General features: G+C 72.1%; 22 protein-coding genes, 1 tRNA gene and 1 riboswitch. Of the genes, 9 read left to right on the top strand and 14 right to left on the bottom strand.

Going from position 1 to position 22996, the window contains the following annotated elements; translation table 11 throughout:
- The first annotated feature begins 197 nt into the window (after positions 1-197).
- Positions 198-950 carry an MBL fold metallo-hydrolase gene (locus tag ACFQ9Z_RS25305; RefSeq protein ID WP_383022867.1) on the top strand — a complete coding sequence of 251 codons (753 nt, stop codon included), beginning with the start codon at positions 198-200 and terminating at the stop codon, positions 948-950.
- Positions 951-1020: 70 nt separating this feature from the next.
- Here the strand turns inward: ACFQ9Z_RS25305 and ACFQ9Z_RS25300 are convergent, their stop codons facing one another.
- Entirely contained in the window at positions 1021-2286 is a 1266-nt protein-coding gene (locus tag ACFQ9Z_RS25300; RefSeq protein ID WP_383022865.1) for a PTS transporter subunit EIIC, read from the bottom strand.
- A 170-nt stretch (positions 2287-2456) separates the two neighbouring features.
- Positions 2457-3755, bottom strand: a complete 1299-nt coding sequence (locus ACFQ9Z_RS25295) for a PTS transporter subunit EIIC (protein ID WP_383022862.1) — start codon at positions 3753-3755, stop codon at positions 2457-2459.
- A 222-nt stretch (positions 3756-3977) separates the two neighbouring features.
- Here ACFQ9Z_RS25295 and ACFQ9Z_RS25290 point away from each other — a divergent pair, with 222 nt between their 5' ends.
- The 3 genes from ACFQ9Z_RS25290 to ACFQ9Z_RS25280 all read left to right on the top strand — a co-directional run bounded on the left by ACFQ9Z_RS25290 (position 3978) and on the right by ACFQ9Z_RS25280 (position 5551).
- Complete coding sequence (locus ACFQ9Z_RS25290) at positions 3978-4211, top strand: glucose PTS transporter subunit EIIB (protein WP_143638465.1); 234 nt, start codon at positions 3978-3980, stop codon at positions 4209-4211.
- Between the two features lie 77 nt (positions 4212-4288).
- Positions 4289-5026 (top strand): ribonuclease PH, encoded by a 738-nt coding sequence (gene rph / locus ACFQ9Z_RS25285; RefSeq protein WP_383022859.1) that lies wholly within the window; start codon positions 4289-4291, stop codon positions 5024-5026.
- Between the two features lie 126 nt (positions 5027-5152).
- Positions 5153-5551, top strand: a complete 399-nt coding sequence (locus ACFQ9Z_RS25280; RefSeq protein WP_383022857.1) for a hypothetical protein — start codon at positions 5153-5155, stop codon at positions 5549-5551.
- Between the two features lie 244 nt (positions 5552-5795).
- Here the strand turns inward: ACFQ9Z_RS25280 and ACFQ9Z_RS25275 are convergent, their stop codons facing one another.
- From ACFQ9Z_RS25275 to ACFQ9Z_RS25260, 4 genes are all read right to left on the bottom strand, one after another.
- The gene (locus ACFQ9Z_RS25275; protein WP_383022855.1) at positions 5796-6533 is read right to left on the bottom strand and encodes a DUF1707 domain-containing protein; all 738 of its coding nucleotides are present in this window, start codon (positions 6531-6533) and stop codon (positions 5796-5798) included.
- A 9-nt stretch (positions 6534-6542) separates the two neighbouring features.
- Positions 6543-7550 (bottom strand): ATP-binding cassette domain-containing protein, encoded by a 1008-nt coding sequence (locus ACFQ9Z_RS25270; protein WP_383022853.1) that lies wholly within the window; start codon positions 7548-7550, stop codon positions 6543-6545.
- Positions 7508-8275, bottom strand: a complete 768-nt coding sequence (locus tag ACFQ9Z_RS25265) for an ABC transporter permease (protein WP_383023085.1) — start codon at positions 8273-8275, stop codon at positions 7508-7510. Before ACFQ9Z_RS25265 ends, ACFQ9Z_RS25270 begins: the two co-directional genes overlap by 43 nt.
- Before the next feature lie 85 nt (positions 8276-8360).
- A complete protein-coding gene (locus ACFQ9Z_RS25260; protein WP_383022850.1) occupies positions 8361-9161 on the bottom strand; it encodes an ABC transporter permease in 801 nt (266 codons plus the stop codon).
- Positions 9162-10559: 1398 nt separating this feature from the next.
- Here ACFQ9Z_RS25260 and ACFQ9Z_RS25255 point away from each other — a divergent pair.
- Positions 10560-13430 carry a transglycosylase domain-containing protein gene (locus tag ACFQ9Z_RS25255; RefSeq protein ID WP_383023083.1) on the top strand — a complete coding sequence of 957 codons (2871 nt, stop codon included), beginning with the start codon at positions 10560-10562 and terminating at the stop codon, positions 13428-13430.
- 9 nt (positions 13431-13439) lie between these two features.
- On the opposite strand, the gene sugE is transcribed toward ACFQ9Z_RS25255, so the two are convergent.
- The 3 genes from sugE to ACFQ9Z_RS25240 form a co-directional block, all read right to left on the bottom strand.
- Positions 13440-13760, bottom strand: coding sequence for a quaternary ammonium compound efflux SMR transporter SugE (sugE, locus tag ACFQ9Z_RS25250; protein ID WP_143638477.1), 321 nt, complete (start codon positions 13758-13760; stop codon positions 13440-13442).
- 33 nt (positions 13761-13793) lie between these two features.
- A riboswitch (guanidine-III (ykkC-III) riboswitch) is annotated at positions 13794-13864 on the bottom strand.
- A gap of 106 nt (positions 13865-13970) precedes the next feature.
- The gene (locus tag ACFQ9Z_RS25245) at positions 13971-14273 is read right to left on the bottom strand and encodes a co-chaperone GroES (RefSeq protein WP_143638545.1); all 303 of its coding nucleotides are present in this window, start codon (positions 14271-14273) and stop codon (positions 13971-13973) included.
- 112 nt (positions 14274-14385) lie between these two features.
- A complete protein-coding gene (locus ACFQ9Z_RS25240; RefSeq protein ID WP_383022848.1) occupies positions 14386-14715 on the bottom strand; it encodes a DUF3618 domain-containing protein in 330 nt (109 codons plus the stop codon).
- Positions 14716-14807: 92 nt separating this feature from the next.
- Between ACFQ9Z_RS25240 and bcp the strand changes: the two genes are divergently transcribed.
- Positions 14808-15275: a thioredoxin-dependent thiol peroxidase gene (bcp, locus tag ACFQ9Z_RS25235; RefSeq protein ID WP_383022846.1), complete on the top strand. Its 468-nt coding sequence runs from the start codon at positions 14808-14810 to the stop codon at positions 15273-15275.
- A gap of 91 nt (positions 15276-15366) precedes the next feature.
- Positions 15367-15453, top strand: a tRNA-Leu gene (locus tag ACFQ9Z_RS25230).
- Between the two features lie 40 nt (positions 15454-15493).
- On the opposite strand, the gene rdgB is transcribed toward ACFQ9Z_RS25230, so the two are convergent.
- The 3 genes from rdgB to ACFQ9Z_RS25215 form a co-directional block, all read right to left on the bottom strand.
- Complete coding sequence (gene rdgB / locus ACFQ9Z_RS25225) at positions 15494-16096, bottom strand: RdgB/HAM1 family non-canonical purine NTP pyrophosphatase (protein WP_383022843.1); 603 nt, start codon at positions 16094-16096, stop codon at positions 15494-15496.
- Between the two features lie 154 nt (positions 16097-16250).
- Positions 16251-17789: an MFS transporter gene (locus ACFQ9Z_RS25220; protein ID WP_383022841.1), complete on the bottom strand. Its 1539-nt coding sequence runs from the start codon at positions 17787-17789 to the stop codon at positions 16251-16253.
- A gap of 111 nt (positions 17790-17900) precedes the next feature.
- Positions 17901-19229, bottom strand: coding sequence for a DUF445 domain-containing protein (locus tag ACFQ9Z_RS25215; RefSeq protein ID WP_383022838.1), 1329 nt, complete (start codon positions 19227-19229; stop codon positions 17901-17903).
- A gap of 208 nt (positions 19230-19437) precedes the next feature.
- Here ACFQ9Z_RS25215 and ACFQ9Z_RS25210 point away from each other — a divergent pair, with 208 nt between their 5' ends.
- On the top strand, positions 19438-20772 hold the full coding sequence (locus ACFQ9Z_RS25210; protein ID WP_383022836.1) for an SGNH/GDSL hydrolase family protein: 1335 nt from the start codon (positions 19438-19440) through the stop codon (positions 20770-20772).
- Positions 20773-20842: 70 nt separating this feature from the next.
- On the opposite strand, the gene ACFQ9Z_RS25205 is transcribed toward ACFQ9Z_RS25210, so the two are convergent.
- Positions 20843-21292 carry a hypothetical protein gene (locus tag ACFQ9Z_RS25205; RefSeq protein ID WP_383022833.1) on the bottom strand — a complete coding sequence of 150 codons (450 nt, stop codon included), beginning with the start codon at positions 21290-21292 and terminating at the stop codon, positions 20843-20845.
- A 152-nt stretch (positions 21293-21444) separates the two neighbouring features.
- On the opposite strand from ACFQ9Z_RS25205, the gene ACFQ9Z_RS25200 reads away from it, so the two are divergent.
- Entirely contained in the window at positions 21445-22488 is a 1044-nt protein-coding gene (locus ACFQ9Z_RS25200; protein ID WP_383022832.1) for a GlxA family transcriptional regulator, read from the top strand.
- A 160-nt stretch (positions 22489-22648) separates the two neighbouring features.
- On the opposite strand, the gene ACFQ9Z_RS25195 is transcribed toward ACFQ9Z_RS25200, so the two are convergent.
- Complete coding sequence (locus ACFQ9Z_RS25195) at positions 22649-22951, bottom strand: hypothetical protein (RefSeq protein WP_383022829.1); 303 nt, start codon at positions 22949-22951, stop codon at positions 22649-22651.
- Between the last annotated feature and the right edge of the window lie 45 nt (positions 22952-22996).

Raw genomic sequence — 22996 nt, 5'->3', positions numbered from 1 at the left:
CCGTTCTTATGCGCCCCTGGGTCCAGCCGAACCGGTGACAGCACAGGTGAGTTCGCCCACAACGGCCCCTGGCGGAGGAGCGACCCGCGCTTTCGCGCCTTACGCTCGACGGACCGTACGACCCCCGTCTGCCCTGCCTCCGGCCCCTTTCGCCGGCTCCCCGTCCGCCGCCTTCCGCCAACGGAGGTTTCTGCTTCATGAAGCTCACCGTCCTCGGCTGCTCGGGGTCGTTCCCGTCCGCGGAATCGGCCTGTTCGAGCTACCTCGTCGAGGCCGACGGCTTCCGGCTGCTCCTCGACATGGGCAACGGCGCCCTCGGCGAGCTGCAGCGCCACTGCGGTCTCTACGACCTCGACGCGATCTTCCTGAGCCACCTGCACGTCGACCACTGCATCGACATGTGCGCCTACTTCGTCGCGCGCTACTACCGCTTCGACGGCGGCCGCTGCGCCCCGATGCCGGTCTACGGCCCCGAGGGCACCGAACACCGCCTGACCACGGCCTACGCCGACACCCCCTCGGCCTCCTCCATGAGCGAGGTCTTCGACTTCCACACGGTGAAGCCCTCGACGTTCGAGATCGGCCCGTTCACCGTGCACACCGAGCGGGTGCGGCACCCCGTGGAGGCGTACGGCATCCGGATCGAGCACGGCGGGAAGGTCCTGACGTACTCCGGCGACACCGGCGTCACCGGGACGCTGGACGAGCTGGCCCGGGACGCCGACCTGTTCCTGTGCGAGGCCGCGTTCACGCACGGCAAGGAAGACATCCCGGACCTGCACCTCAACGGCCGGGAGGCAGGCGAGACGGCGGCCCGCGCGAACGCCCGCCACCTGGTCCTCACCCACATCCCGCCGTGGACCGACCCCCAGCTCAACCTGACCCACGCCCGCGAGGTCTTCACCGGCCGGGTGGACCTGGCGGCGCCCGCGGCGACGTACGAGATCTGACGCGCCGGCAGACGACGGCGAAGGCCCCCGGAGCCGATCGGCTCCGGGGGCCTTCGCCGTGCGGGGGAGGCTACTTGGCCTCGGCCTTCTGCAGCTCCGCCAGCTCCTCGTCGGACTCGCGGCCCGGCGTCGGCAGGTTGAACCTGATGATCGCGAAGCGGAAGACCGCGTAGTAGACGGCCGCGAAGCACAGGCCGACCAGCACCAGGCCCCAGGGGTTGGTCGCGATGCCCAGGTTCAGCCCGAAGTCGACCACGCCCGCCGAGAACCCGAACCCGTCCTTCATGCCCAGCGCCCAGGTCAGCGCCAGCGATACGCCGGTGAGGACCGCGTGGATGCCGTACAGGACCGGCGCGATGAACATGAAGGTGAACTCGATGGGCTCGGTCACACCGGTCACGAACGAGGTCAACGCGATCGAGAACATCATGCCGCCGACCACCTTGCGGCGCTCGGGACGGGCGCAGTGCACGATCGCCAGGCAGGCCGCCGGGAGGCCGAACATCATGATCGGGAAGAAGCCGGTCATGAACTGCCCGGCGGACGGGTCGCCGGCCAGGAAGCGGGCGATGTCGCCGCTCTTGCCGTGGTAGTCGCCCGCCTGGAACCAGGGGAACGAGTTGAGCAGGTGGTGCATGCCGATCGGGATCAGCGCGCGGTTGGCCACACCGAAGATGCCGGCGCCGACCGCGCCCGACCCCACCAGCCACTCACCGAAGTTGTGCAGACCCGTGCCGAGGACCGGCCAGATGTAGCCGAACACGATGCCGAGGATCAGGCCGGCGAACGCCGACAGGATCGGGACCAGGCGCCGGCCGCCGAAGAAGCCCGCCCAGTCGGGCAGCTTGGTGCGGTAGAAGCGCTGGTAGATCAGGGCCACGACGATGCCCATGACCACACCGCCGAGCACCTTGGCGTCCACCGGCGCGTCCACCATGACGACCTTGCCGTCGACGGCGGTCGCCACCTTCGGCAGGTTCTTGTCGGTGAACGTGCCCAGCACGTTCTTGAAGACCAGGTAGCCCACGACCGCCGCGAGCGCGGTCGAGCCGTCCGACTTCTTGGCGAAGCCGATGGCGATGCCCACGGCGAACAGCAGCGCCATGTTGTCGAGGATCGCGTTCCCGCCGGCGGCCATGAAGCCCGCTATCTTGGTGAGGAACGTCGGGAACGACGGCCGTCCCAGCATGTCGGTGTTGCCGAGGCGCACCAGGAGGGCGGCGGCCGGCAGCACCGCCACCGGCAGCATGAGGCTGCGGCCGATGCGCTGCAGCACAGCCATCGTGCCGGCGCCCTTCTTCTTCTCGGCCGCGGGAGCGGCGCTGGCCGTGGTCACAACTTCCTCCATGTGGGCATGGCGCCGCCCGTGCGTGGGGGAGGGAGGACGGCGGCGTCTCTGGTCTACACCACCCAGTGGTGTAGACCTGTTGTAGCACGATGAAGGCGGTGTGAGGAACCCGCGATTCCCGTCACCGCCGCGCTACTCGCAGTGCCCCTCCAGGGCGTCTACGCCTTGGTGACGTCCTCCACCTCCTCCGCCCGCTCCCGCCCCGGTGTGCGCAGGTCGAACCTGGTGATCGCGAAGCGGAAGACCGCGTAGTACACCGCCGCGAAGCACAGGCCGATCGGGATGACCAGCCACGGCTTCGTCGCCAGGTGCCAGTTGATGACGTAGTCGATCAGACCGGCCGAGAAGGCGAAGCCGTCGTGCACGCCGAGCGCCCATGTCACCGCCATCGAGACCCCCGTCAGCGCCGCGTGCACCGCGTACAGCGCGGGCGCGACGAAGAGGAAGGAGTACTCGAGCGGCTCGGTGATGCCCGTCACGAACGACGTCAGCGCCACCGACAGCATCAGTCCGCCGACCTCCTTGCGCCGCTCCGGCCGGGCGCAGTGCGTGATCGCCAGCGCCGCCGCCGGCAGCGCGAACATCATGATGGGGAAGAACCCCGAGGTGAATTGCCCCGCGTCCGGGTCGCCGGACAGGAACATGTTGATGTCGCCGTGCACCACCGTGCCGTCCGGCGTGGTGTAGCTGCCGAACTGGAACCACAGCGGCACGTTCAGGAACTGGTGCAGCCCGATCACCAGCAGCGCCCGGTTGGCCACGCCGAACAGCCCCGCGCCCCAGGACCCCGCGTCGCGCAGCCACTGGCCGAAGCTCTCCAGGCCGCCGCCGACCGGCGGCCAGACCCACAGGCACAGACCCGCGAAGAGGATGGCGACGAACGACGTGATGATCGGCACGAGCCGGCGGCCGTTGAAGAAGCCCAGCCAGTCCACCAGCCGGGTGCGGTGGAAGCGGGCCCAGAAGAAGGCGGCCAGCAGACCCATCACGATGCCGCCGAAGACGCCCGGGTTCTGGAAGGTGAAGGCCGTCACCGTCCCGTCCGCCACCTGGCAGCCGACGTGCTCGACCGCCTTGGAGCCGGCCGGGCAGTCCTGCGGGAACTCGTGCAGCACCCCGTAGTAGACGAGGAACCCCGCCACCGCCGCGAGCGCCGTCGAGCCGTCCGCCTTCTTGGCCATGCCGATCGCCACGCCCACGCAGAACAGCAGCGGCAGCCCCAGCGAGCCGTCGAGCAGCGCGCCGCCCGCGCCCAGCATCACCTTGGAGACCGTGGTCCAGCCGAGGCCCCCCGCACCGACCACGCCCGGCTGGGCCAGCCCGATCAGGATGCCCGCGGCCGGCAGCACCGCGATCGGCAGCTGCAGGCTGCGGCCCATCTTCTGCAGGCCCTGGTACACCCGCTGCAGCCGTACGCGCGCGGGACGGGCGGTGCTCTCGGCGCTGTCGCCGCTCATCGGGGTCCTCCCTGAACCGCTCGGCCTCGCACTCCGGCCCGGCGGCCGAACCCTTCGGCGCACAAGCCGGTTTGGCTACCGTCCCTCCGGTGGTGTAGACCAGTCGGCGGACGGTTCCGCTGTGGTGATCGCCATCATTGGGCACGTACCGCACGACCGCTCGCGAAGATGGGCCAACTGTGGGTTACTGCGACAAAGCGGTTCGGATCAGGGAGAAGCAACATGGCCAGCAAGGCTGAGAAGATCGTCGCCGGCCTCGGCGGCATCGACAACATCGAGGAGATCGAGGGCTGCATCACCCGGCTCCGCACCGAGGTCGCCGACCCCTCGCTCGTCGACGACACCGCCCTGAAGGCCGCCGGCGCCCACGGAGTCGTGAAGATGGGCACCGCCATCCAGGTCGTCATCGGCACCGACGCCGACCCGATCGCCGCGGAGATCGAAGACATGATGTGAGCCTCCCGGTTCACCTGGAAGGGGCACTTCCCGACGCGGGAGGGGCCCCTTCCGCGCGTGCGGATAGGCTCGTGCGCATGTCTCGAATCGACGGCCGCACCCCCGAACAGCTCCGCCCGGTCACCATCGAACGCGGCTGGAGCAAGCACGCCGAGGGCTCCGTCCTCGTCTCCTTCGGCGACACCAAGGTCTTCTGCACCGCTTCCGTCACCGAAGGAGTCCCGCGCTGGCGCAAGGGCAGCGGCGAGGGCTGGGTCACCGCTGAGTACGCCATGCTGCCCCGCGCCACCAACACCCGCGGCGACCGCGAGTCCGTCAAGGGCAGGATCGGCGGCCGCACCCACGAGATCTCCCGGCTCATCGGCCGCTCCCTGCGCGCCGTCATCGACTACAAGGCCCTCGGCGAGAACACCATCGTCCTCGACTGCGACGTCCTCCAGGCCGACGGCGGCACCCGCACCGCCGCCATCACCGGCGCCTACGTCGCCCTGGCCGACGCCGTCGCCTGGGCCCAGGGCCGCAAACTGATCAAGGCCGGCCGGCAGCCGCTCACCGGCACCGTCAGCGCCGTCTCCGTCGGCATCGTCGGCGGCGTGCCCCTCCTCGACCTCTGCTACGAGGAGGACGTGCGCGCCGAGACCGACATGAACGTCGTCTGCACCGGCGACGGCCGCTTCGTCGAGGTCCAGGGCACCGCCGAGGCCCAGCCCTTCGCCCGCCAGGAACTCGACGCCCTGCTCGACCTCGCCGTCAACGGCTGCGACGAACTCGCCGCGGCCCAGCGGGCGGCGCTGGCCGCCACCCTCGCAAAGTAAAGGGACCGCCAAAGAGCCCGTCCCGCGAGGGCAACCCCCGCACCCTCCCCGACGTCCGTATGGGTACGGGCGCACGGCTCAGCACCGTGCGCCCGGCCAGCCGCACCAGGGGAGGGACACACCACCATGGCCGCCAGCCGACGCCGAGGCCGGCTCACCGCCGTCGCCGCCGTAGCGACCGCCGCGCTCACCGCCGGCCTCACCACCGGCTGCGACGCCGTGAACAAGGCCCTGGACTGCGTACAGACCGCCGACTCCATCGCCGACAGCGTCACCGACCTCCAGCAGGCCGTGGAGAACGCCGGCGACGACCCCACTCAGGCCGACGCCTCCCTCGACTCCATCGAGAAGAACCTCCGCAGGATCGGCGACAAGACGGACGACGCCGACGTCAACAAGGCCGTCGACGACCTCTCCGAAGCCGTCGGCAACGTCCGCACCGCCATCGCCGACGGCGACCGCACACCCGACGTCAGCCCCGTCACGGACGCCGCCGGCGAGCTGACCAAGGTGTGCACCTCCTAGGTGGGGAGAGCCCGGGTTCGGGGGCGCGCCTCACCCCGGCCCTGCACGCCCTACCCCCCGCCCGGGGCGGAAGGCACCTGGGCGCCGCGGCCAGGGCCTGTCCGACGATTCCCGCCGGGCCCGCGACGCCTGGCACCGCACCTCGCCGCGTCGTCGGGTACGCCCAGGTACATCCGGTGCGAGGGCGACCCTCCGCCTTGCGACGCACGGCACCGGACGCCGCGGGCTGACCCGACGCGAATCGTCAGACAGGCCCTAGTACCGGCCGCCGGTCCTCGCGCCGGGCCCGGTGCAGCTCGTGCCGGGCCTCCTTGCGCTCCAGCCGCTCCTGCCGGCGCTGCTCCTTCAGCCGCTGCCGCTCTGCCCGCGTCACCTTGCGCTCGACGCCCACCCCGCCCCAGAAGGCGAAGCCGCTGACGACCACCCGCGGCGCGCCCGGCTCCGGCGGACCGTCGTCCCGCGGGTGCTCGAAGCCGCCCATCACGCCGATGCCCCGCACCACGACCTCGACCCCCGGCGGCACGATCACCTGCACCCCGCCCATGACCGCCACGCAGTTGATCTCCACCTCGCGGTCCGCGAAGTACGCCTCCCGCAGATCGATCTCGCCGCCGCCCATGAAGGCGAAACAGTTGAACCGCTTCGGCATCGTCCAGCGGCCCTTGCGCTCGAACCCCGACAGCACCGCGAACCCGCCCGCCGAGGAACCCTCGCCCCCGACGATCCGGCCCGCCCAGCCGTCCTGCTCGGCGGGCGCCTTGGTGAAGGAGACCGCGGCGGGCGCCGCGGCGACGCCGGCCGGCAGATCACGGGTGATCGGCGTCAGCTCGCCGTACGTGCGCGCCTTGTACGTCGCCTCCAGCCGCTCCTCGAACTCCCCCATGTCCAGGCGCCCTTCGGCGAGGGCGTCGCGCAGGACCTCGGCGACCCGTTCACGGTCGGCGTCGGACGCCCGGAGGTCCGGGACTGCGTCGTCGGTCATGGCAGAAGCCTACGAGACCGCCTTCTCGGCGTACATCTTCGCGATGACCGCCTCGATGTCCGGCTCCCGCACCGACAGGTCCACCAGCGGGTACTCGGCCGCGATGTGCGCCACCAGCGGCGCCGCCGACTGCCCCGCCGGGAACGCCAGCCACTGCCGCGGCCCAGCCACCCGCACCACCCGGCACGACGGCGCCTCGATCGGCGGCAACTCCCGCTCCAGGTCCACCACCAGCGTCCGCTCGCCCTCCCCGGCCTCGTGCAGCCCGGCCAGGGCGCCGTCGTACATCAGCCGCCCGTGGTCGATCACCATCACCCGCGAGCACAACTGCTCGATGTCCTGCAGATCGTGCGTCGTCAGCAGCACCGTCGTCCCGCTTCCGGCGTTCAGCTCCTTCAGGAAGCCCCGCACCTTGGCCTTCGACACCACGTCCAGGCCGATCGTCGGCTCGTCCAGGTACAGCACCTCCGGATCGTGCAGAAGGGCCGCGGCGATGTCCCCGCGCATCCGCTGCCCGAGCGACAACTGCCGCACCGGCACGTCCAGCAGATCGCCCAGCTCCAGCAGTTCGACACACCGGTCCAGGTTCTCCCGGTAACGGGCGTCCGGGATCCGGTACATGCGGTGCGCCAGCCGGTAGGAGTCGATCAGCGGCAGGTCCCACCACAGCGTCGTCCGCTGTCCGAACACCACACCGATCCGGTGCGCCAGCCGGGTCCGCTCGCGCGACGGATCGATCCCCGCCACCCGCAGCCGGCCGCCGCTCGGTGTGAGGATCCCGGTCAGCATCTTGATCGTCGTCGACTTCCCGGCCCCGTTCGGACCGATGTAACCGACCATCTCGCCGCGCGCCACGGTGAACGAGATGGAGTCCACCGCCCGCACCTGCCGCCGCTCCCGCCTCATGAACCCGGTCTTGCGCCGCACGTCGAAGACCTTCTCGACCCGGTCCACCTCGATGAACGCGTCCACCGCTAACTCCCTGTACTCCGATAGGACCGAAGGCCCGCCCGCCACGCCAGCCCGGCCGCGGCGCAGCACACCACCGCCACCAGCGGCGGCGCGAACGCCGCCCACTCCGCCAGCCCGTCCAGCGGATACGGCTTGCCCAGCACGTAGGCGGCCGGCACCCAGTTGACGAAGGCCAGCGGGAAGATGAAGGTCACCCCGCGCACCAGGTCCTTGCCGAACACCGTCGGCGGGTACTGCAGCAGCGTCTGGCCGCCGTACGTGAACGCGCTCTGCACCTCGGACGCGTCCTGCGCCACGAACTGGAAGGCCGCGCCCACCACGAACACCGCGCAGAAGATCACCCCGCCGCAGACCACCATCCCCGGCACCATCAGCGCCTTGACCGGCGTCCAGGCGACGTCCGACGCCACCAGCGCGTAACCCAGCACCAGCGCCCCCTGGCTGATCCGGCCGACCCGCCGCAGCGCGAACCGGTCGGCGGCGACCTGCGCCAGCACCGGCGCGGGCCGCACCAGCAGGGTGTCCAGCGTGCCGTCGCGCACCCGGGTGCCCAGCCGGGCCGCCGAACCCATCGCCAGGTCCGCGATGCCGAAGGACGTCGCCGACAGCCCGTACAGGAACGCCACTTCGGGCAGCGAGTAACCGCCGAGGACGTCCACCCGCGAGAACATCAGCACGATCGTCACGAAGTCGAGGCCGGTCACCACCAGTCCGCCGAACGCGGTCAGCGCGAAGGACAACCGGTAGGTCAGCGTCGAACGGACCCACATCCCGGCGATCAGCCGGTAGGCGCGCAGTCCCTCGGCCAGCGGGTTGGCCCCACCCGCCGTGTCGCGCCCGCGCACCGTGTCGTACTCAACCACCCTGGACCACCACCCGCCGGGCCGCCGCCCTCTGCACCAGCCGCCCCGCCGCCAGCAGCACCACCGCCCACACCGCCTGGAAGACGAAGGAGGGCAGCGGATCGGCCGTACCCATCAGCACGTCCGCCGGCACCTGGACCTGCGCGGCCCACGGCAGCGCCCGCACGACCTCGCCGAGCGTCCCGGGGAAGGCGTTGAGCGGCAGCGTCATCCCCGAGCAGAAGATGCCGGTGACCATCAGCGCCTGCAGCGCCCCCGTGCCGTCCATCAGCCAGAAGCCGGTCAGCGCCACCAGGTAGCGGATCCCGAAGCTGACGACCATCGCGAGCGCCACGGAGACCAGGAACGCCAGCCAGGTGCCCGCCTCGTGCGGGAGCGCCGTCGGGAAGACCAGCGCCCCGAAGGCGAACGGGACCACCCCGCGCCCGAGGAGCTGGAACAGCGCCCGGCCCAGGTCGTTCGACAGCCACCACATCTGCAGGTCCGCCGGCCGGTACAGGTCGATCGCGACCTCACCCGTACGGATGCGTTCCATGAACTCGGTCTCGAAGCCGCCCCCCTGGATCGCCAGCGTCGCGTACAGGGCCTGCCCCAGCCAGACGAACGTGACGGCCTGCGCCTGGTCATAGCCCCCGAGGTGCGGCTTCGCGTCCCACAGCGCCAGATAGGTGTAGACGAGGATCAGTCCGAAGACCGTGTTCGTGAACACCCCTGCCGCGGTGGCCGCCCTATACGTCGCGTACCGTCTGAATCCCCCCGACGCGACGGCCGCGTACAACCGTCCCGCGCCCACGCCAGTCAACCTCCCCGGACCGCTCGACACCGAAGCGCAGGAGCCTAGTCCGGAGGCCCGGCGGCCGGCCACGCATTTTCGTGCCGGAAGCGTGCCGGAATCCGGGAACGGATCGCCAGGTGCGAGAGTCTTCAAACTGGGGGCCGCAGAGGCGTACGAGGCGTACGGCAGACGTACGACGCGAAACAGGAGTCCGTGCACGACATGAGCGACGAGCCGCAGCCGCAGCAGCCGAACAAGGGCGGGGCGCCGGGACCGAGGCCGGCTGCAGGGCCCGCCCGACCCGGTGAGGCCGGCGGCGGTGCCACCGGGAACACCCGGCCCGGGGACGGCGAAGACCGGGACCGGGGCAGCAAGCAGGAACAGGGACGGGACGCAGACCGCCCGGGCAGGGCGGAGCCGGAGCGGACCGGAGCCGGTTCCGGCCAGGACCGGGGCCGGGACGGCTCGGCTCCCGGCGGCCAGGGGAACCAGGCCGGCCCCGCCGCCGGCGGTCAGCCCTCGCCGGGCGCCGGCATGGACCAGGCCGCCCGGGCCCGCCGCGCGGCCCTGGCCGCCCAACTGGGCCGGAACGGCCGCACGGGCGAGGGGAGCGACGGCGCCGGGACACCCGGCAAGCCCCAGGGCGGCCTGCCCTCCCAGCCGGCCGGTCAGTCACGCGAGCCCAGGAAACCCGAGCCCGCCGAGGGCCCCGCGACCGGCTCCCGGCGCCCCGGCGTGCCTCCGCGGGCGCCCGGCGAGGCCGAGGGTCCCCGGCAGCCGGCGACCGGGGGCCCGCAGCGCCCCGGCGTGCCCGAGCAGTCCGGCAAGGGCGAGGGTTCCGGGGGGCCGGGAGCGGAGCGTTCCGCCGGGTCCCGGGGTTCCGGCCTGCCGCAGCGGCCGGTGGGGCCGCAGGGATCCGGGACGTCCGAGGGCGCCCGGCGTCCCGGTGTGCCTCCGCAGGCGCCGGGCAAGGGTGAGGGGTCCCGGAAGCCCGGAGCCGAGAGTGCCGAGGGCGCGCAGCGCCCCGGTGTGCCCCAGCAGTCGGGGAGGCCCGAGGCGTCCGGCGGCGGCGTCGGGGACCGGGGGGCCGCCGGGCGTTCCGGCGGGTCCCGGGGCTCCGGTGTGCCGCAGCAGTCGGGGAAGCCGCAGGCGCCGGGCCGGTCCGGCGCGGGTGAGGGCTCCGCGGGGCAGGGGGCCGGGCGTTCCGCCGTGCCCCGGCGTCCCGGTGTGCCCGGCCAGGCGGGCCCGTCGCAGGGCTCCGCGAAGTCCGACGGCACCCAGGACACCGCTGCCGGGCGGTCCGCCGCCACGCGGAGTCCCGGTGTGCCCGGCCAGGCCGCGCAGTCGCCGTCCGCCGGGTCCAAGGGCCCGAAGCAGTCCGGGGCCCAGGAGTCCGAAGCGGCCGAGAGCACCCAGGTGCTCCGACGCGTCGACGCCGCCCGCGAGGCCGACGGCGGCAAGCCGTCCGGCGGCCCGCAGGGCCCCGCGGACGCCCAGGCGCCCGAGACGACCCAGGTCCTCCGCAAGGTCAAGGCCCCCACCACGCCGGAGCCGGTGAAGCCGGGCACCGGCACCACCGCGGCGGGCGCCCAGGCCGCCGGCGCCAGGAAGAACCCCGGCGCCGGCGCGGCCGGCGGCACCGCGCAGGCCGGTGCGCGCGACGCGGCCCGGCCCGGCACCCCCGGTGGCCCCGGCAAGGGCCCCCGCGCCGCCATGGCCGGCGGCGCCGCCGGGGGAGGTCAGGCTGCCGCTGCAAGCGGCGCGGCCAGGGGCGCCCGGGCCGCGATGGCCAGTGGCGGCGCGGCGAAGGCCGGACCGGCCGCGGCCGCGGCCGCCGGCGCCACCGCCGCGGCGGCCGCCGCCAGGAGCACCGTCACCGACACCACCGCCACCGAACCCGCCACCACCGCCCACGCGGACAGCGGCGGCACCGGCGGCGGCTCCGGAGACGCAGGCGGAGGCGGCAAGGGCAAGAAGCCCAAGCGCCCCAAGCGGACCGGATGGCGCCGCCTCTTCCCCACCTGGCGCATGCTGCTCAGCACGTTCGTGATCGGCGTCATGCTGATCATCGGCCTGTTCTTCCTCGGCTACTCGCTCGTGCAGATCCCGTCCGCCAACGCCCTCGCCACCAAGCAGAGCAACGTCTACCTCTACGCCGACGGCTCCCAGCTCGCCCGCGACACCCGCGACAGCAAGGTCAACCGCGAGAACGTCAGCCTCGCCCAGGTCTCCAAGGCCGCCCAGCACGCCGTACTCGCCGCCGAGGACCGGGACTTCTACTCCGAGTCCGCCGTCGACCCCAAGGCCATGCTCCGCGCCGGCTGGAACACGGCCCTGGGCAAGGGCAAGCAGTCCGGCTCCACGATCACCCAGCAGTACGTGAAGAACTACTACCTCGGCCAGGAACAGACCGTCACCCGCAAGGCCAAGGAATTCTTCATCTCGATGAAGCTGGACCGCGAGAAGTCCAAGGACGAGATCCTCGAGGGCTACCTCAACACCAGCTACTTCGGCCGCAGCGCCTACGGCATCCAGGCCGCGGCCCAGGCCTACTACGGCAAGGACGCGGCGGACCTCGACCCGGCCCGCGCCGCCTACCTCGCCGCCCTCGTCAACGCCCCCAGCGAGTACGACGTCGTCGCGCACCCCGAGAACAAGTCCGCCGCCGTCGCCCGCTGGAACTACGTCCTGGACGGCATGGTCAAGGAGGGCTGGCTCGGCAAGGGCGAACGCGCGGGCCTGAAGTTCCCCACCCCCAGGGAGCAGACCCGCCCCAACGGCCTGTCCGGCCAGCGCGGCTACCTCGTCGACGCCGTCAGGCAGTACCTGATCAGCAACGACATCGTCACCTCCGACCAGCTCGAGGCCGGTGGCTACCGCATCACCACCACCATCCAGAAGAACCGGCAGAACGCCTTCGTCAAGGCCGTCGACGACCAGCTCATCTCCAAGCTCGACAAGAAGAACCGCAAGGCCGACAACTACGTCCGCGCCGGCGGCGCCTCCGTCGACCCCAAGACCGGCAAGATCGTCGCCATGTACGGCGGCATCGACTACGTGAAGCAGTACACCAACGGCGCCACCCGGGGTGACTTCCAGGTCGGCTCCACCTTCAAGCCCTTCGTGTTCACCTCGGCCGTCCAGAACAGCTCCACCACCCAGGACGGCCGGCCCATCACCCCGAACACCATCTACGACGGCACCAGCAGGCGCCCCGTGCAGGGCTGGACCGGCGGCGGCTACAACCCCGCCAACGAGGACGAGAAGTCGTACGGCGACATCCCCGTCCGCAAGGCCACCGACCTCTCGGTCAACGCCGTCTACGCCCAGATGGCCGTCGACGTGGGCCCCGCCAAGGTCAAGCAGACCGCCGTCGACCTCGGCATCCCCGAAGGCACCAAGGACCTGCAGCCGTACCCGTCCATCGCCCTCGGCACCGCCACCGCCAGCGTCCTCGACATGGCGGAGGCCTACGCCACGCTCGCCAACCACGGCAAGCACGCCACCTACACCCTGGTCGAGAAGGTCACCAAGGACGGCGTCCAGGACATCGAGCTGCCCCAGCGGCAGACCAGGCAGGCCGTCACCCGCGAGGCCGCCGACACCACCACCTCGATCCTGCAGAGCGTCGTCGACAACGGCACCGCCGTCGCCGCCCAGGCCGCCGGCCGCCCCGCGGCGGGCAAGACCGGCACCGCCGAGGAGGACACCGCCGCCTGGTTCGCCGGCTACACCCCGGACCTCGCCACCGTGGTCTCCGTCATGGGCCAGGACCCGGTCACCGCGGCCCACAAGTCGCTGTACTACGCCCTGGGCCAGCCCCGCATGAACGGCGGCGGCCCGCCCACCGCCATCTGGGCCCAGTACACCCGCGACGCGCTGAAGGGGAAGCCGGTCAGCGACTTCGACCTCCAGCTCCAGCCGGGCGCCGACCGGACCGAGGCCCCCGTCGACCCCTCCGCCGACCCCGGCACCGGCGGCCAGGACGACGGCGGCATCACCGGCACGCCCACCGACGGCACCTCCACCCCCAGCACCGACGGCGGAACCACCGGCACCCCCGGCACCACCGGCGGCGGCACCGGAACCCCCGCCACCGACGGCGGCACCACCACCGGCGGAAACACCACCGACGGCGGCGGAACCACCACGGGCGGGGGCACGAACGGAAGCCCGACCACGGGCGGGGGAACGGACACCGGCGGTGGCGGCACACCCGGCGGCAACACCGGCGGCCTCGACACGGGCGGCGGCACCGACACCGGGGCCACCGGGGGCCAGCCCTAGGACCGCCTGTCAGTGACCGCTGGTCGCCTTCAGCCCCACCACGGCGACCAGCAGCAGGCACACGAAGAAGACACGGGCGGCGGTGACCGGCTCACCCAGCACCACCATGCCGAGCACCGCCGCCCCGGCCGCCCCGATCCCGACCCACACGCCGTAGGCCGTACCGATCGGCAGCGACTTGGCTGCGTACGACAGCAGCACCATGCTGGCCACGATCCCGGCACCCGTCAGCACACTCGGCACGAGCCTGGTGAATCCGTCGGTGTACTTCATCCCCACCGACCAGGCCACCTCGAGCAGACCGGCGACAATCAACAGAACCCACGCCACGACGACACACCTCCGGCAGACGAACCCATCACTGGTGCGTCGTCTTTGCCTGTATCCCGGTACGGCGCGTCTCGTCGGGCTCCTTCGAACATAGCAAAGCCACGACGAGAGGGCTGGTGACCATGGTCACCAGCCCTCTCCCACACCCACGACCAGCCGGATCCGGCTGCCCTGAACCCCAGAGGTACTGAACCTCAGAGGTACTGAACCTCAGAGGTACAGGCCCGTGGAATCCTCCGAGCCCTCGAACCGGTCCGCGGCCACGGCGTGCAGATCCCGCTCCCGCATCAGCACGTACGCCACGCCCCGCACCTCGACCTCGGCCCGGTCCTCCGGGTCGAACAGCACCCGGTCACCCGGCTCCACGGTCCGCACGTTCTGACCCACCGCGACCACCTCGGCCCAGGCCAGCCGACGCCCGACCGCCGCCGTCGCGGGAATCAGGATGCCGCCGCCCGACCGCCGCTCACCCTCACCCGTCTCCTGCTTGACCAGCACCCGGTCATGCAGCATCCGAATGGGCAGCTTGTCGTGATGGGGGGTGCTCTGCACGTTTCTGTTGGCGCTCACGCTCCGAACCTACCTGCCTTCGGCACGCCCGTACGAGCCCGGGTCGCCGAGCCGCTCAGCGGCCGCGCCGCCGGACACCCAGCGCGAGCAGGCCGACCAGCCCCACCGCGACCAGCGCCACCGGCACCACCCGCTCCAGACGGGGTGCGCCCCGCTCGTCCACGAACTGCGCCCTGACATCACTCACCACCCGGTTGACCTGCACGTACGCACGTCCGACCGTGTGGTCGATGTTGGCGGCCACCTTGGCCTTGGCATCCCCGACGATCGTCTTCGGATGCACCCGCACCCCGATCTCGTCGAGCGTCTCGGCCAGCACTTCGCGGCGGCGCCTGATGTCCGCCTCGATCTCTGCCGGGGTTCTGGTGTCCGACGTGTCCGCCACCGTACGGCCTCCGAAGTCTGCTGATGCTGTCCTGGACAGTCTGTCAGTTCCCAGTAAGGCCGCATCGCAACGCCCCCCGTTACGCTGGACCGATGAGCGAGCGACTCCAGCCCGGCGAGGTGGCCCCCGCCTTCACCCTCCCCGACGCCGACGGCAACCAGGTGTCCCTGTCGGACCACAAGGGCCGCAAGGTCATCGTCTACTTCTACCCCGCGGCGCTGACCCCCGGCTGCACCAAGCAGGCCTGCGACTTCACCGACAACCTCTCCCTCCTGGCCGACGCCGGCTACGACGTCATCGGCATCTCCCCGGACCAGCCGGAGAAGCTGGCCAGGTTCCGCGAGAAGGAGTCGCTGAAGATCACGCTGCTCGCCGACCCGGACAAGAAGACCACCGAGGCCTACGGCGCCTACGGCGAGAAGAAGAACTACGGCAAGACCTACATGGGCGTCATCCGCTCCACGGTCGTCGTCGACGAGGAGGGCAAGGTCGAACGAGCCCTCTACAACGTCCGCGCCACCGGCCACGTCGCCAAGATCATCAAGGATCTCGGCATCTGAGGCCCGGACCCCGCGCCGTGCTGCGGTGGGCAGTTGCCGCCGTGGGGCGGACGGTGCGCGGGGCGGCACAGTAGAGTAGGCCGCGCTTCAGGCGGCCGTGATGGAACTGGCAGTCATGCTGGGTTTAGGTCCCAGTGGGTCAACACCCGTGTGGGTTCGAATCCCACCGGCCGCACCACCCCCCACCTGCGAAGCCAAGGTGGGGGGTGTTTGGCGTCTCAGCCCAGCAGCTCCCGCACCACCGGCACCAGTGCCCGGAACGCCTTGCCGCGGTGGCTGATGGCGTTCTTCTCGTCGGGGCTCAGTTCCGCGCAGGTGCGGCTTTCGCCGTCCGGCTGCAGGATCGGGTCGTAGCCGAAGCCGTTCGTGCCCGCCGGGGTGTGCCGCAGGGTGCCCCTGAGCTGGCCCTCGACCACGCGTTCCGTGCCGTCCGGGAGGGCCAGCGCCGCCGCGCAGGCGAAGTGGGCGCCGCGGTGCTCCTCCGCGATGTCGGAGATCTGGGCCAGCAGCAGGTCCAGGTTGGCCTTGTCGTCGCCGTGGGCGCCCGCCCAGCGGGCGGAGAAGATGCCGGGGGCGCCGTTCAGCACGTCGACGCAGAGGCCGGAGTCGTCGGCGACGGCGGGGATGCCGGTTGCCTGGGCGAGGGCGTGGGCCTTGAGCAGGGCGTTCTCGGCGAAGGTGACGCCGGTCTCCCGGACGTCGGGGATGTCGGGGTAGGCGTCGGCGCCGATCAGCTCGTGGGGGAGGCCTGCTTCGGCGAGGATCGCCCTCAGTTCGGTGATCTTTCCGGTGTTTCGGGTGGCGAGGATCAGGCGGGTCATGGGGGCCAGTATCCCTTGACGGACGAAGCCCCCGGGGACCGGCTGTACGGGTGCCGGACCTCGGGGGCCTCGTACTTTCGCGGGCGCTGACCCGGCGTGAGCGCCGGGCCGCCGTCTGGGCCTGCGGGCAGCTGTCCGGGCCTGCCGGCCGCCGTCAGGGCGTGCCGGCCGCCGGTGGGGCCGAGGGGCCCTGGGAGCCGCGGGCCGGGCGGGCCGCCGCCTTGGCCTTGCTCGCGGCGGCGGTCAGCGGGCGGGCGATGTCCTCGAGGGACCGGCGTTCGGCGTTCACCGCGAGGAACGCGGCGACGAGGCCGGCGGCGCACATCAGGCCCGCGCCGATCTGGAAGGCCAGGACGGTGTCGCCGACCTTGCCGGTGCTGGTGAGGTCCGCGAAGAGCAGCGGGCCGCTGATGCCGCCGGCGGCGGTGCCGATGGCGTAGAAGAAGGCGATGGACATCGCCCGGGTCTCCATCGGGAAGATCTCGGAGACGGTCAGGTAGGCGCTGGAGGCGCCGGCGGAGGCGAAGAAGAGCACGGCGCACCAGCAGGCGGTGAGGGTGCCGGCGCTGAGGGAGCCGCGGTCGAAGAGCCAGGCGGTGCCGAACAGCAGCAGGCCGGACAGCAGGTACGTCGAGGAGATCATCACCCGGCGGCCGACGCTGTCGAAGAGGTGGCCGAGCAGCAGCGGGCCGCAGAAGTTGCCGATGGCGATGACGGCGAAGTAGTAGCCGGTGTGGTCGGCCGGCACGTCGAAGAACTTGGTCAGGATGGCGCCGAAGCCGAAGGTGATGGCGTTGTAGAGGAAGGCCTGGCCGATGAAGAGGGAGAAGCCGAGGACGGCGCGCTTGCGGTACCGGCCGAGGACGGTGCGGGCGATTTCGATGAAGGTGACGTTCTTGCGCTGGTGGATCTCGAGTTCGCCCTCGGGCTCGGCGAGGGGTTCGCCCTTCTCGTCCTGCACCTGGCGTTCGATGCCGGTGACGATGTCCTCCGCCTCCCCGTCGCGGCCGTGGATGAGCAGCCAGCGCGGGCTCTCGGGGACGTGCCGGCGGACGAGGAGGATGACCAGCGCGAGGACGGCGCCGAGGGCGAAGGTGAGGCGCCAGCCGATGTCGGCGGGGAGCAGGTCGGTGTTGAGGGCGAGGATGGAGAGCAGGGAGCCGCCGACGGCGCCGAGCCAGAAGCTGCCGTTGATGATGAGGTCGACGCGGCCGCGGTGCTTCGCGGGGATGAGTTCGTCGATGGCGCTGTTGATGGCCGCGTACTCGCCGCCAATGCCGAAGCCGGTGAGGAACCGGAAGAGGAAGAACCACCAGGCCTCGGTGGACACCGCGGTCAGGGCGGTGGCCGCGAGGTACACCCCGAGGGTGATCATGAAGAGCTTCTTGCGGCCGAAGCGGTCGGTGAGCCGGCCCCAGAAGAGTGCGCCGACGCAGGCGCCGGCCACGTAGAGCGCGGCGGCGGTGCCGGTGATCTGCCCGGAGCTGATGCTCAGCCCGCTGCCCGGTTCGGACAGCCGGCTGGCGATGTTGCCGACGACGGTGACCTCGAGGCCGTCGAGGATCCATACGGTGCCCAGGCCGATGACGATCGACCAGTGCCACCGGGACCAGGGCAGGCGGTCGAGCCGGGCCGGGATGTTCGTGGTGATGGTCCGGCCGCTCTGCGGTGCCGGTGCTGCGGCTGTGTCCATGGGCTCCCCTCCACGTCGAAGGACGGGATACGGGTTCCCGGGCGGCGCCGGAGTAGGCCCGGCGCGGGCCCGGGGGAGGACCATCGGCGCCAGCGGGCGCGGGGGCCGGTCTCAGGCGCCCACGGCGCGGGTGAGGGTGTAGATGAGCAGGCCAGCCAGTGAGCCGACCACGGTGCCGTTGATGCGGATGAACTGCAGGTCGCGTCCGATGTGGGCCTCGATCTTGCGGGTGGTGTGCTCGGCGTCCCAGCCGGCGACGGTGTCGGTGATCAGGGAGGTGATCTCCTTGCGGTAGGTGGTGACGACGTGCACGGCTGCGCCCTCCACCCAGCCGTCGACCTTCTGCTGCACCTTCGGTTCGCTCGCCATCCGGGTGCCGAGGGAGAGCAGGGCGGCGCGCACCCGCAGCCGCAGCTCGCTGCGCTCGTCCTCGGCGGCCGCGACGATCATGGATCGTACGGCCGTCCAGGCGGAGGCGATCAGGTCCTGGACCTCGCCGCGGCCGAGGATGTCGGCCTTGAGGCGTTCGACGCGCGCGCGGGTGTCGGTGTCGGACTGCAGGTCGCAGGCGAAGTCGGTGAGGAAGCGGTCGAGGGCGCCGCGGGCCGGGTGGGAGGGCATGTCGCGCATCTCGGTGACGAAGCGCAGCAGTTCCTTGTAGACGCGTTCGCCGACCTTCTTGTCGACGAAGCGCGGGGTCCAGCCGGGCGCTCCGCCCTCGACGGCGGTCATCACGTCGGCGCGGTGCAGTACGAGCCAGTCGTGGGCGCGGGCGACGACGAGGTCGACGACGCGTTTGTGGCCGCCGTCGGCGACGATCCGTTCGAGCATCTTGCCGAGGCCGGGCGCGATCTCCTGGACGTCGGCCCGCCGGGTGACGGCTTCGGTGACGACGGCCTGCACGTCCCGGTCGCGCATGACGGTCAGGGCGCCGCGCAGCGCGGTGGCGAGCTCGGCGGTGACCCGGTCGGCGTGTTCGGGTTCGGCGAGCCAGGCGCCGAGCCGGCTGCCGATGCCGACGGCGCGCAGGCGCTGGCGTACGACGTCCTGGGAGAGGAAGTTCTCGCCGACGAACTCGCCGAGGGAGACGCCGAGCTGGTCCTTCTTGGTGGGGATGATCGCGGTGTGCGGGATGGGCAGCCCGAGGGGGTGCCGGAAGAGGGCGGTGACGGCGAACCAGTCGGCGAGCGCGCCGACCATGCCCGCCTCGGCGGCGGCGCCGACGTATCCCGCCCAGGGTCCGGCGCCCTGGTGCGTGGCGAGTCTGGCGAGCACGTAGACGAGGGCGACGAACAGCAGCAGTCCGGTCGCGGTGAGTTTCATCTGCCGTACGCCGCGCCGCCGCTCCTCGTCGGCGGGGGTGAAGGCGGTCATGGTCCGGTGCGACGCGGTCTGCTGTGCCGTCGTCCGGTCCGCTGTTCGTGTCTCGGTGCGTTCCATCAGCTCCACCCGTAGTCCGCCTGTGCGGTGATCCCGCGCACAATTGTCCCTTCCTGACCGACTACCGGAACGAAACAGGAGTTCCCGGCGTCTGTCTGTAGGGGGGTTCGGGCAGGGGTCCTGTCAGGTCTCCCGGGCCCATGACGCATCATGGGTCCATCCAGATCGGAGCCTTGGGCTCCCATCTCCCGAGGAGAACAACGCAAGCATGACCAAGCGTCATGGTTATGCCGTATTGAGTGCGCTGGTCGCGTTGGCCGTGGCCGTGTGCGCAGCCATCTACGTCACGGTGGCCACGGGCGACACCACCTCCACCAGCACTTTCGCGGGCGGTCGCCCGCGTCACGGCTCCTCCGTCGCTCCCGCGTCGACCGGCACCTGGGTGGGTGCCTGGTCGACGGCGCCCGTGGGCGGCGAGCCGGGCACCGAGACCGCCGGGCTGGCCGGCCGTTCGGTGCGCAACGTCGTGCACGCGAGCACCGCGGGGACGAGTGCCCGCATCACGCTGTCCAACCTCTACGGCCAGTCCCCGCTGCCCATCACGCACGCCTCCCTGGCCGTGGCGGCGGGTCACGACACCGCCGAGGCCGACGCGGCGACGATGCGCCGGCTGACGTTCAACGGCGTGACGAGCGTGGTGATCCCGGCCGGCGGCCAGGTGTCCAGCGACGCCGTGCAGGTGGTGATCCCGCACGGCTCGGACGTACTGGTCACCACGTACTCGCCGAGCCCGTCGGGCCCGGTCACCTACCACCCGCACGCGCAGCAGATGTCGTACGTCGCCCAGGGCGACCGCACGGAGGACGCGACGGGCACCGCGTACACCGAACAGACGCCTTACTGGCGCTATCTGACGGGCCTTGACGTGCTGAGCAACGAGGCGACGGGCACGGTGGTCGTCTTCGGCGACTCGATCACCGACGGCATAACGTCCACGGTCGGCGCCAACCGGCGCTGGACGGACGTCCTCGCGGGCCGGCTGCACACGGCGGTGGCGGGCGGTGCGGCCCTGCCGCGCTACGGCGTCGTCAACGAGGGCATCAGCGGCAACCAGGTGCTGGCGGACGGTCTCGGCCGTCCGGCGGAGAACCAGAGCGGGCTCGGCCGGTTCGGCCGGGACGCCCTGTCCCGGACCGGTGTGAAGGTCGTCGTCATCGACCTCGGCATCAACGACATCATCCGCAATCCGGCCCTCGCCGACCCCGACCGGATCACCGGCGGCCTGCGCACCCTGGTCCGCCAGGCGCACGCCCGCGGACTGCGGGTGGTCGGCGCGACCCTCATGCCGTTCCGCGGCCACCGGGGCTGGACGCCGGTGCGCGAGGAGGTGCGCCAAGAGGTCAACGCGGAGATCCGGTCGGGCCGGGTGTACGACTCGGTGGTCGACTTCGACCAGGCCCTGCGGGACCCGTACGACGCGCGCCGACTGCGCCCCGAGTACGACTCCGGCGACCATCTGCACCCCAGTGACCTGGGCTTCGCCAAGATGGGCGACGCCTTCGACCTCAACGCGCTGAAGGGCGCGGGCCAGGCGGAGCTGTAGCGGGCGGGCTCGGCCGCGGCGGAGCGTGTGGGGGCCGGATGCCGCGGCCGTGTGGCGCCGGGGCCCGGCCTCACGCGCCGGTCGTGGAACCCGGCCGCACGATCATCAGCACCGTCACGGCCGCCCACAGCAGGTTGAACACGCCGGTGAACATGGCGAGCCGTGCGGTGTTCCCGCGGCTGCCGCCGCTCTCCACCAGCGTGCTCTGGGCGGGCAGCACCAGCGCGCCCAGCACCAGGGCGGCCAGCGCCGTGAGGGCGATGGACACGATCAGCCAGGCGCTGCCGAGCACGTGCATACCGCTCGCGGTGGCGAACCCGAAGACCGGGACGACGACGCCGACGACGGCGTACACCCGGCAGATCCGGTGCAGCAGCCGCAGAGTCTCGGCGGCCCGGTCGTCCTCCGGTGCGGTCAGGGCGCGGCGGGCGGCGGGCGGGAACATGCTCGCGGCGACGGTGACGGGACCGACGGCGACGATCGCGGCGATGACGTGGACGGCGAGGAGGAACTTGGTCACGGCAGGAGGCTAGGCGGCCCCGGCGATCACCCGGCAGTGGCCGGATTGCCAGTACCCAACGGATTCTCGCCGTACGCTCCCGACGGGTACAAGGGCGACGGGACCCGGCTCCGCGAGTTGGCGGCAACCCGGCGTACGGCTACTTTCCCGCCATGCACACCGTGGCCGTCCTGGCGCTGGACCAGGTGATCCCGTTCGACCTCTCCGTCCCTATCGACACCTTCGGCTGGGCCCGCCTGCCCGACGGCCGCGCCGCCTACCGGGTTCGGGTCTGCTCGCCCGGGGCCGGGTCGGGGGCGGGGGAGGTGAGCGCGGGCGGAGGCGTCTTCGCGGTGCGCGCGCCGTACGGCCTGGAGGCGCTGGCGGACGCGGACACGATCGTCCTGCCGGGCGTCGCCGACCCGGCGCTGCCGCTCCCGCCGGGCGTGACGGAGGCGGTGCGCGCGGCGGCGGCGAACGGCACGCGCGTCGCGTCGATCTGCGTGGGCGCGTTCGTCCTCGCGGCCACCGGGCTGCTGGACGGGCTGCGTGCCACGACCCACTGGCGGGCGGCGCGGGAGCTGGCGGAGCGGTACCCGGGGATCACCGTCGACCCGAACGTCCTCTACGTCGACAACGGCCAGTTCCTGACCTCGGCGGGCGCCGCCGCGGCCCTGGACATGTGTCTGCACATGATCCGCCGGGACCACGGTTCGGCGGTCGCCGCGTACGCGGCCCGGATGTCCGTGATGCCGCTGGAGCGTGAGGGCGGGCAGGCCCAGTTCATCGTGCACGACCTGCCCCCGGCGCCGGCCGGCGCGACCCTGGAGCCGCTGCTGAGCTGGCTGGAGGACAACTGCGACCGCGATCTCACCCTGGACGAGATCGCCGCGCGGGCCCGCATGAGCAGCCGCACCCTCAACCGCCGCTTCCGCGAGCAGACCGGTACGACACCGCTGCAGTGGCTGCACCGGGCGCGGGTGCGGCGGGCGCAGTATCTGCTGGAGACGACCCCGTACCCGGTGGAGCGGATCGCCGTGCAGGCCGGCTTCGGCTCCCCGACCGCCTTCCGGGAACGCTTCCGCCGGGTGGTGGGGACCAGCCCGCAGGCGTACCGGCGCTCGTTCCGGCCGACGGGATCCGGCTCGGGCGCGGGGGCGGGGGCGGGGGAGGCGCCGGGGGCGGTGCCGGAGGCCGCGTGGCCGGTGACGCCGTGACGGGCCAGGATTCCGCCGCCCGGCTCCCTCAAGTGCCACCTGACTCCGTCAGTGCCGCCCGGTTCTCTCCGGGCCGTGGTCCGGCCCGCCCGGTCGGTCCCGGCCCGGCATCGGCCGGTCCCGGCCGACCCGGTCGGTCCCGCTCACCCGGGTCGTCGGCTCAGCCGCGTCGGTCGGCGACGGCCCAGGAGGCCAGGGCGACGACGCCCGCGACGCCGAGGACGGACGGCCAGGCGCCGACCTTCTTGGCCAGCGGGTGCGACCCGGCGAACGCGGCGACGTACCCGGCGGTCAGCGCGCCGGCGGCCTTCCCGCCCGCCTGCCTGCGCCACTGCTGCGCGGCGGTAGCCCCGGCGGCGGCCAGGACGGCCCCGCCGAGCTGCCGCTTCCCGGTCCAGCGGGCGACGCCGTATCCGCCGACGAGCCCGGTCGCCGCGACCACCGCGCTGGGAACTCTGGCCATGAGCTGCCTCCATGTAGTCGTACGTCGTCACGTCTTGATGTGATT

The organism is Streptomyces sp. NPDC056580 (assembly GCF_042793175.1).
GTDB lineage: Bacteria > Actinomycetota > Actinomycetes > Streptomycetales > Streptomycetaceae > Streptomyces.
Note: the sequence above shows the minus strand (reverse complement) of the source record. Positions and strands in the feature narration are given on the sequence as shown.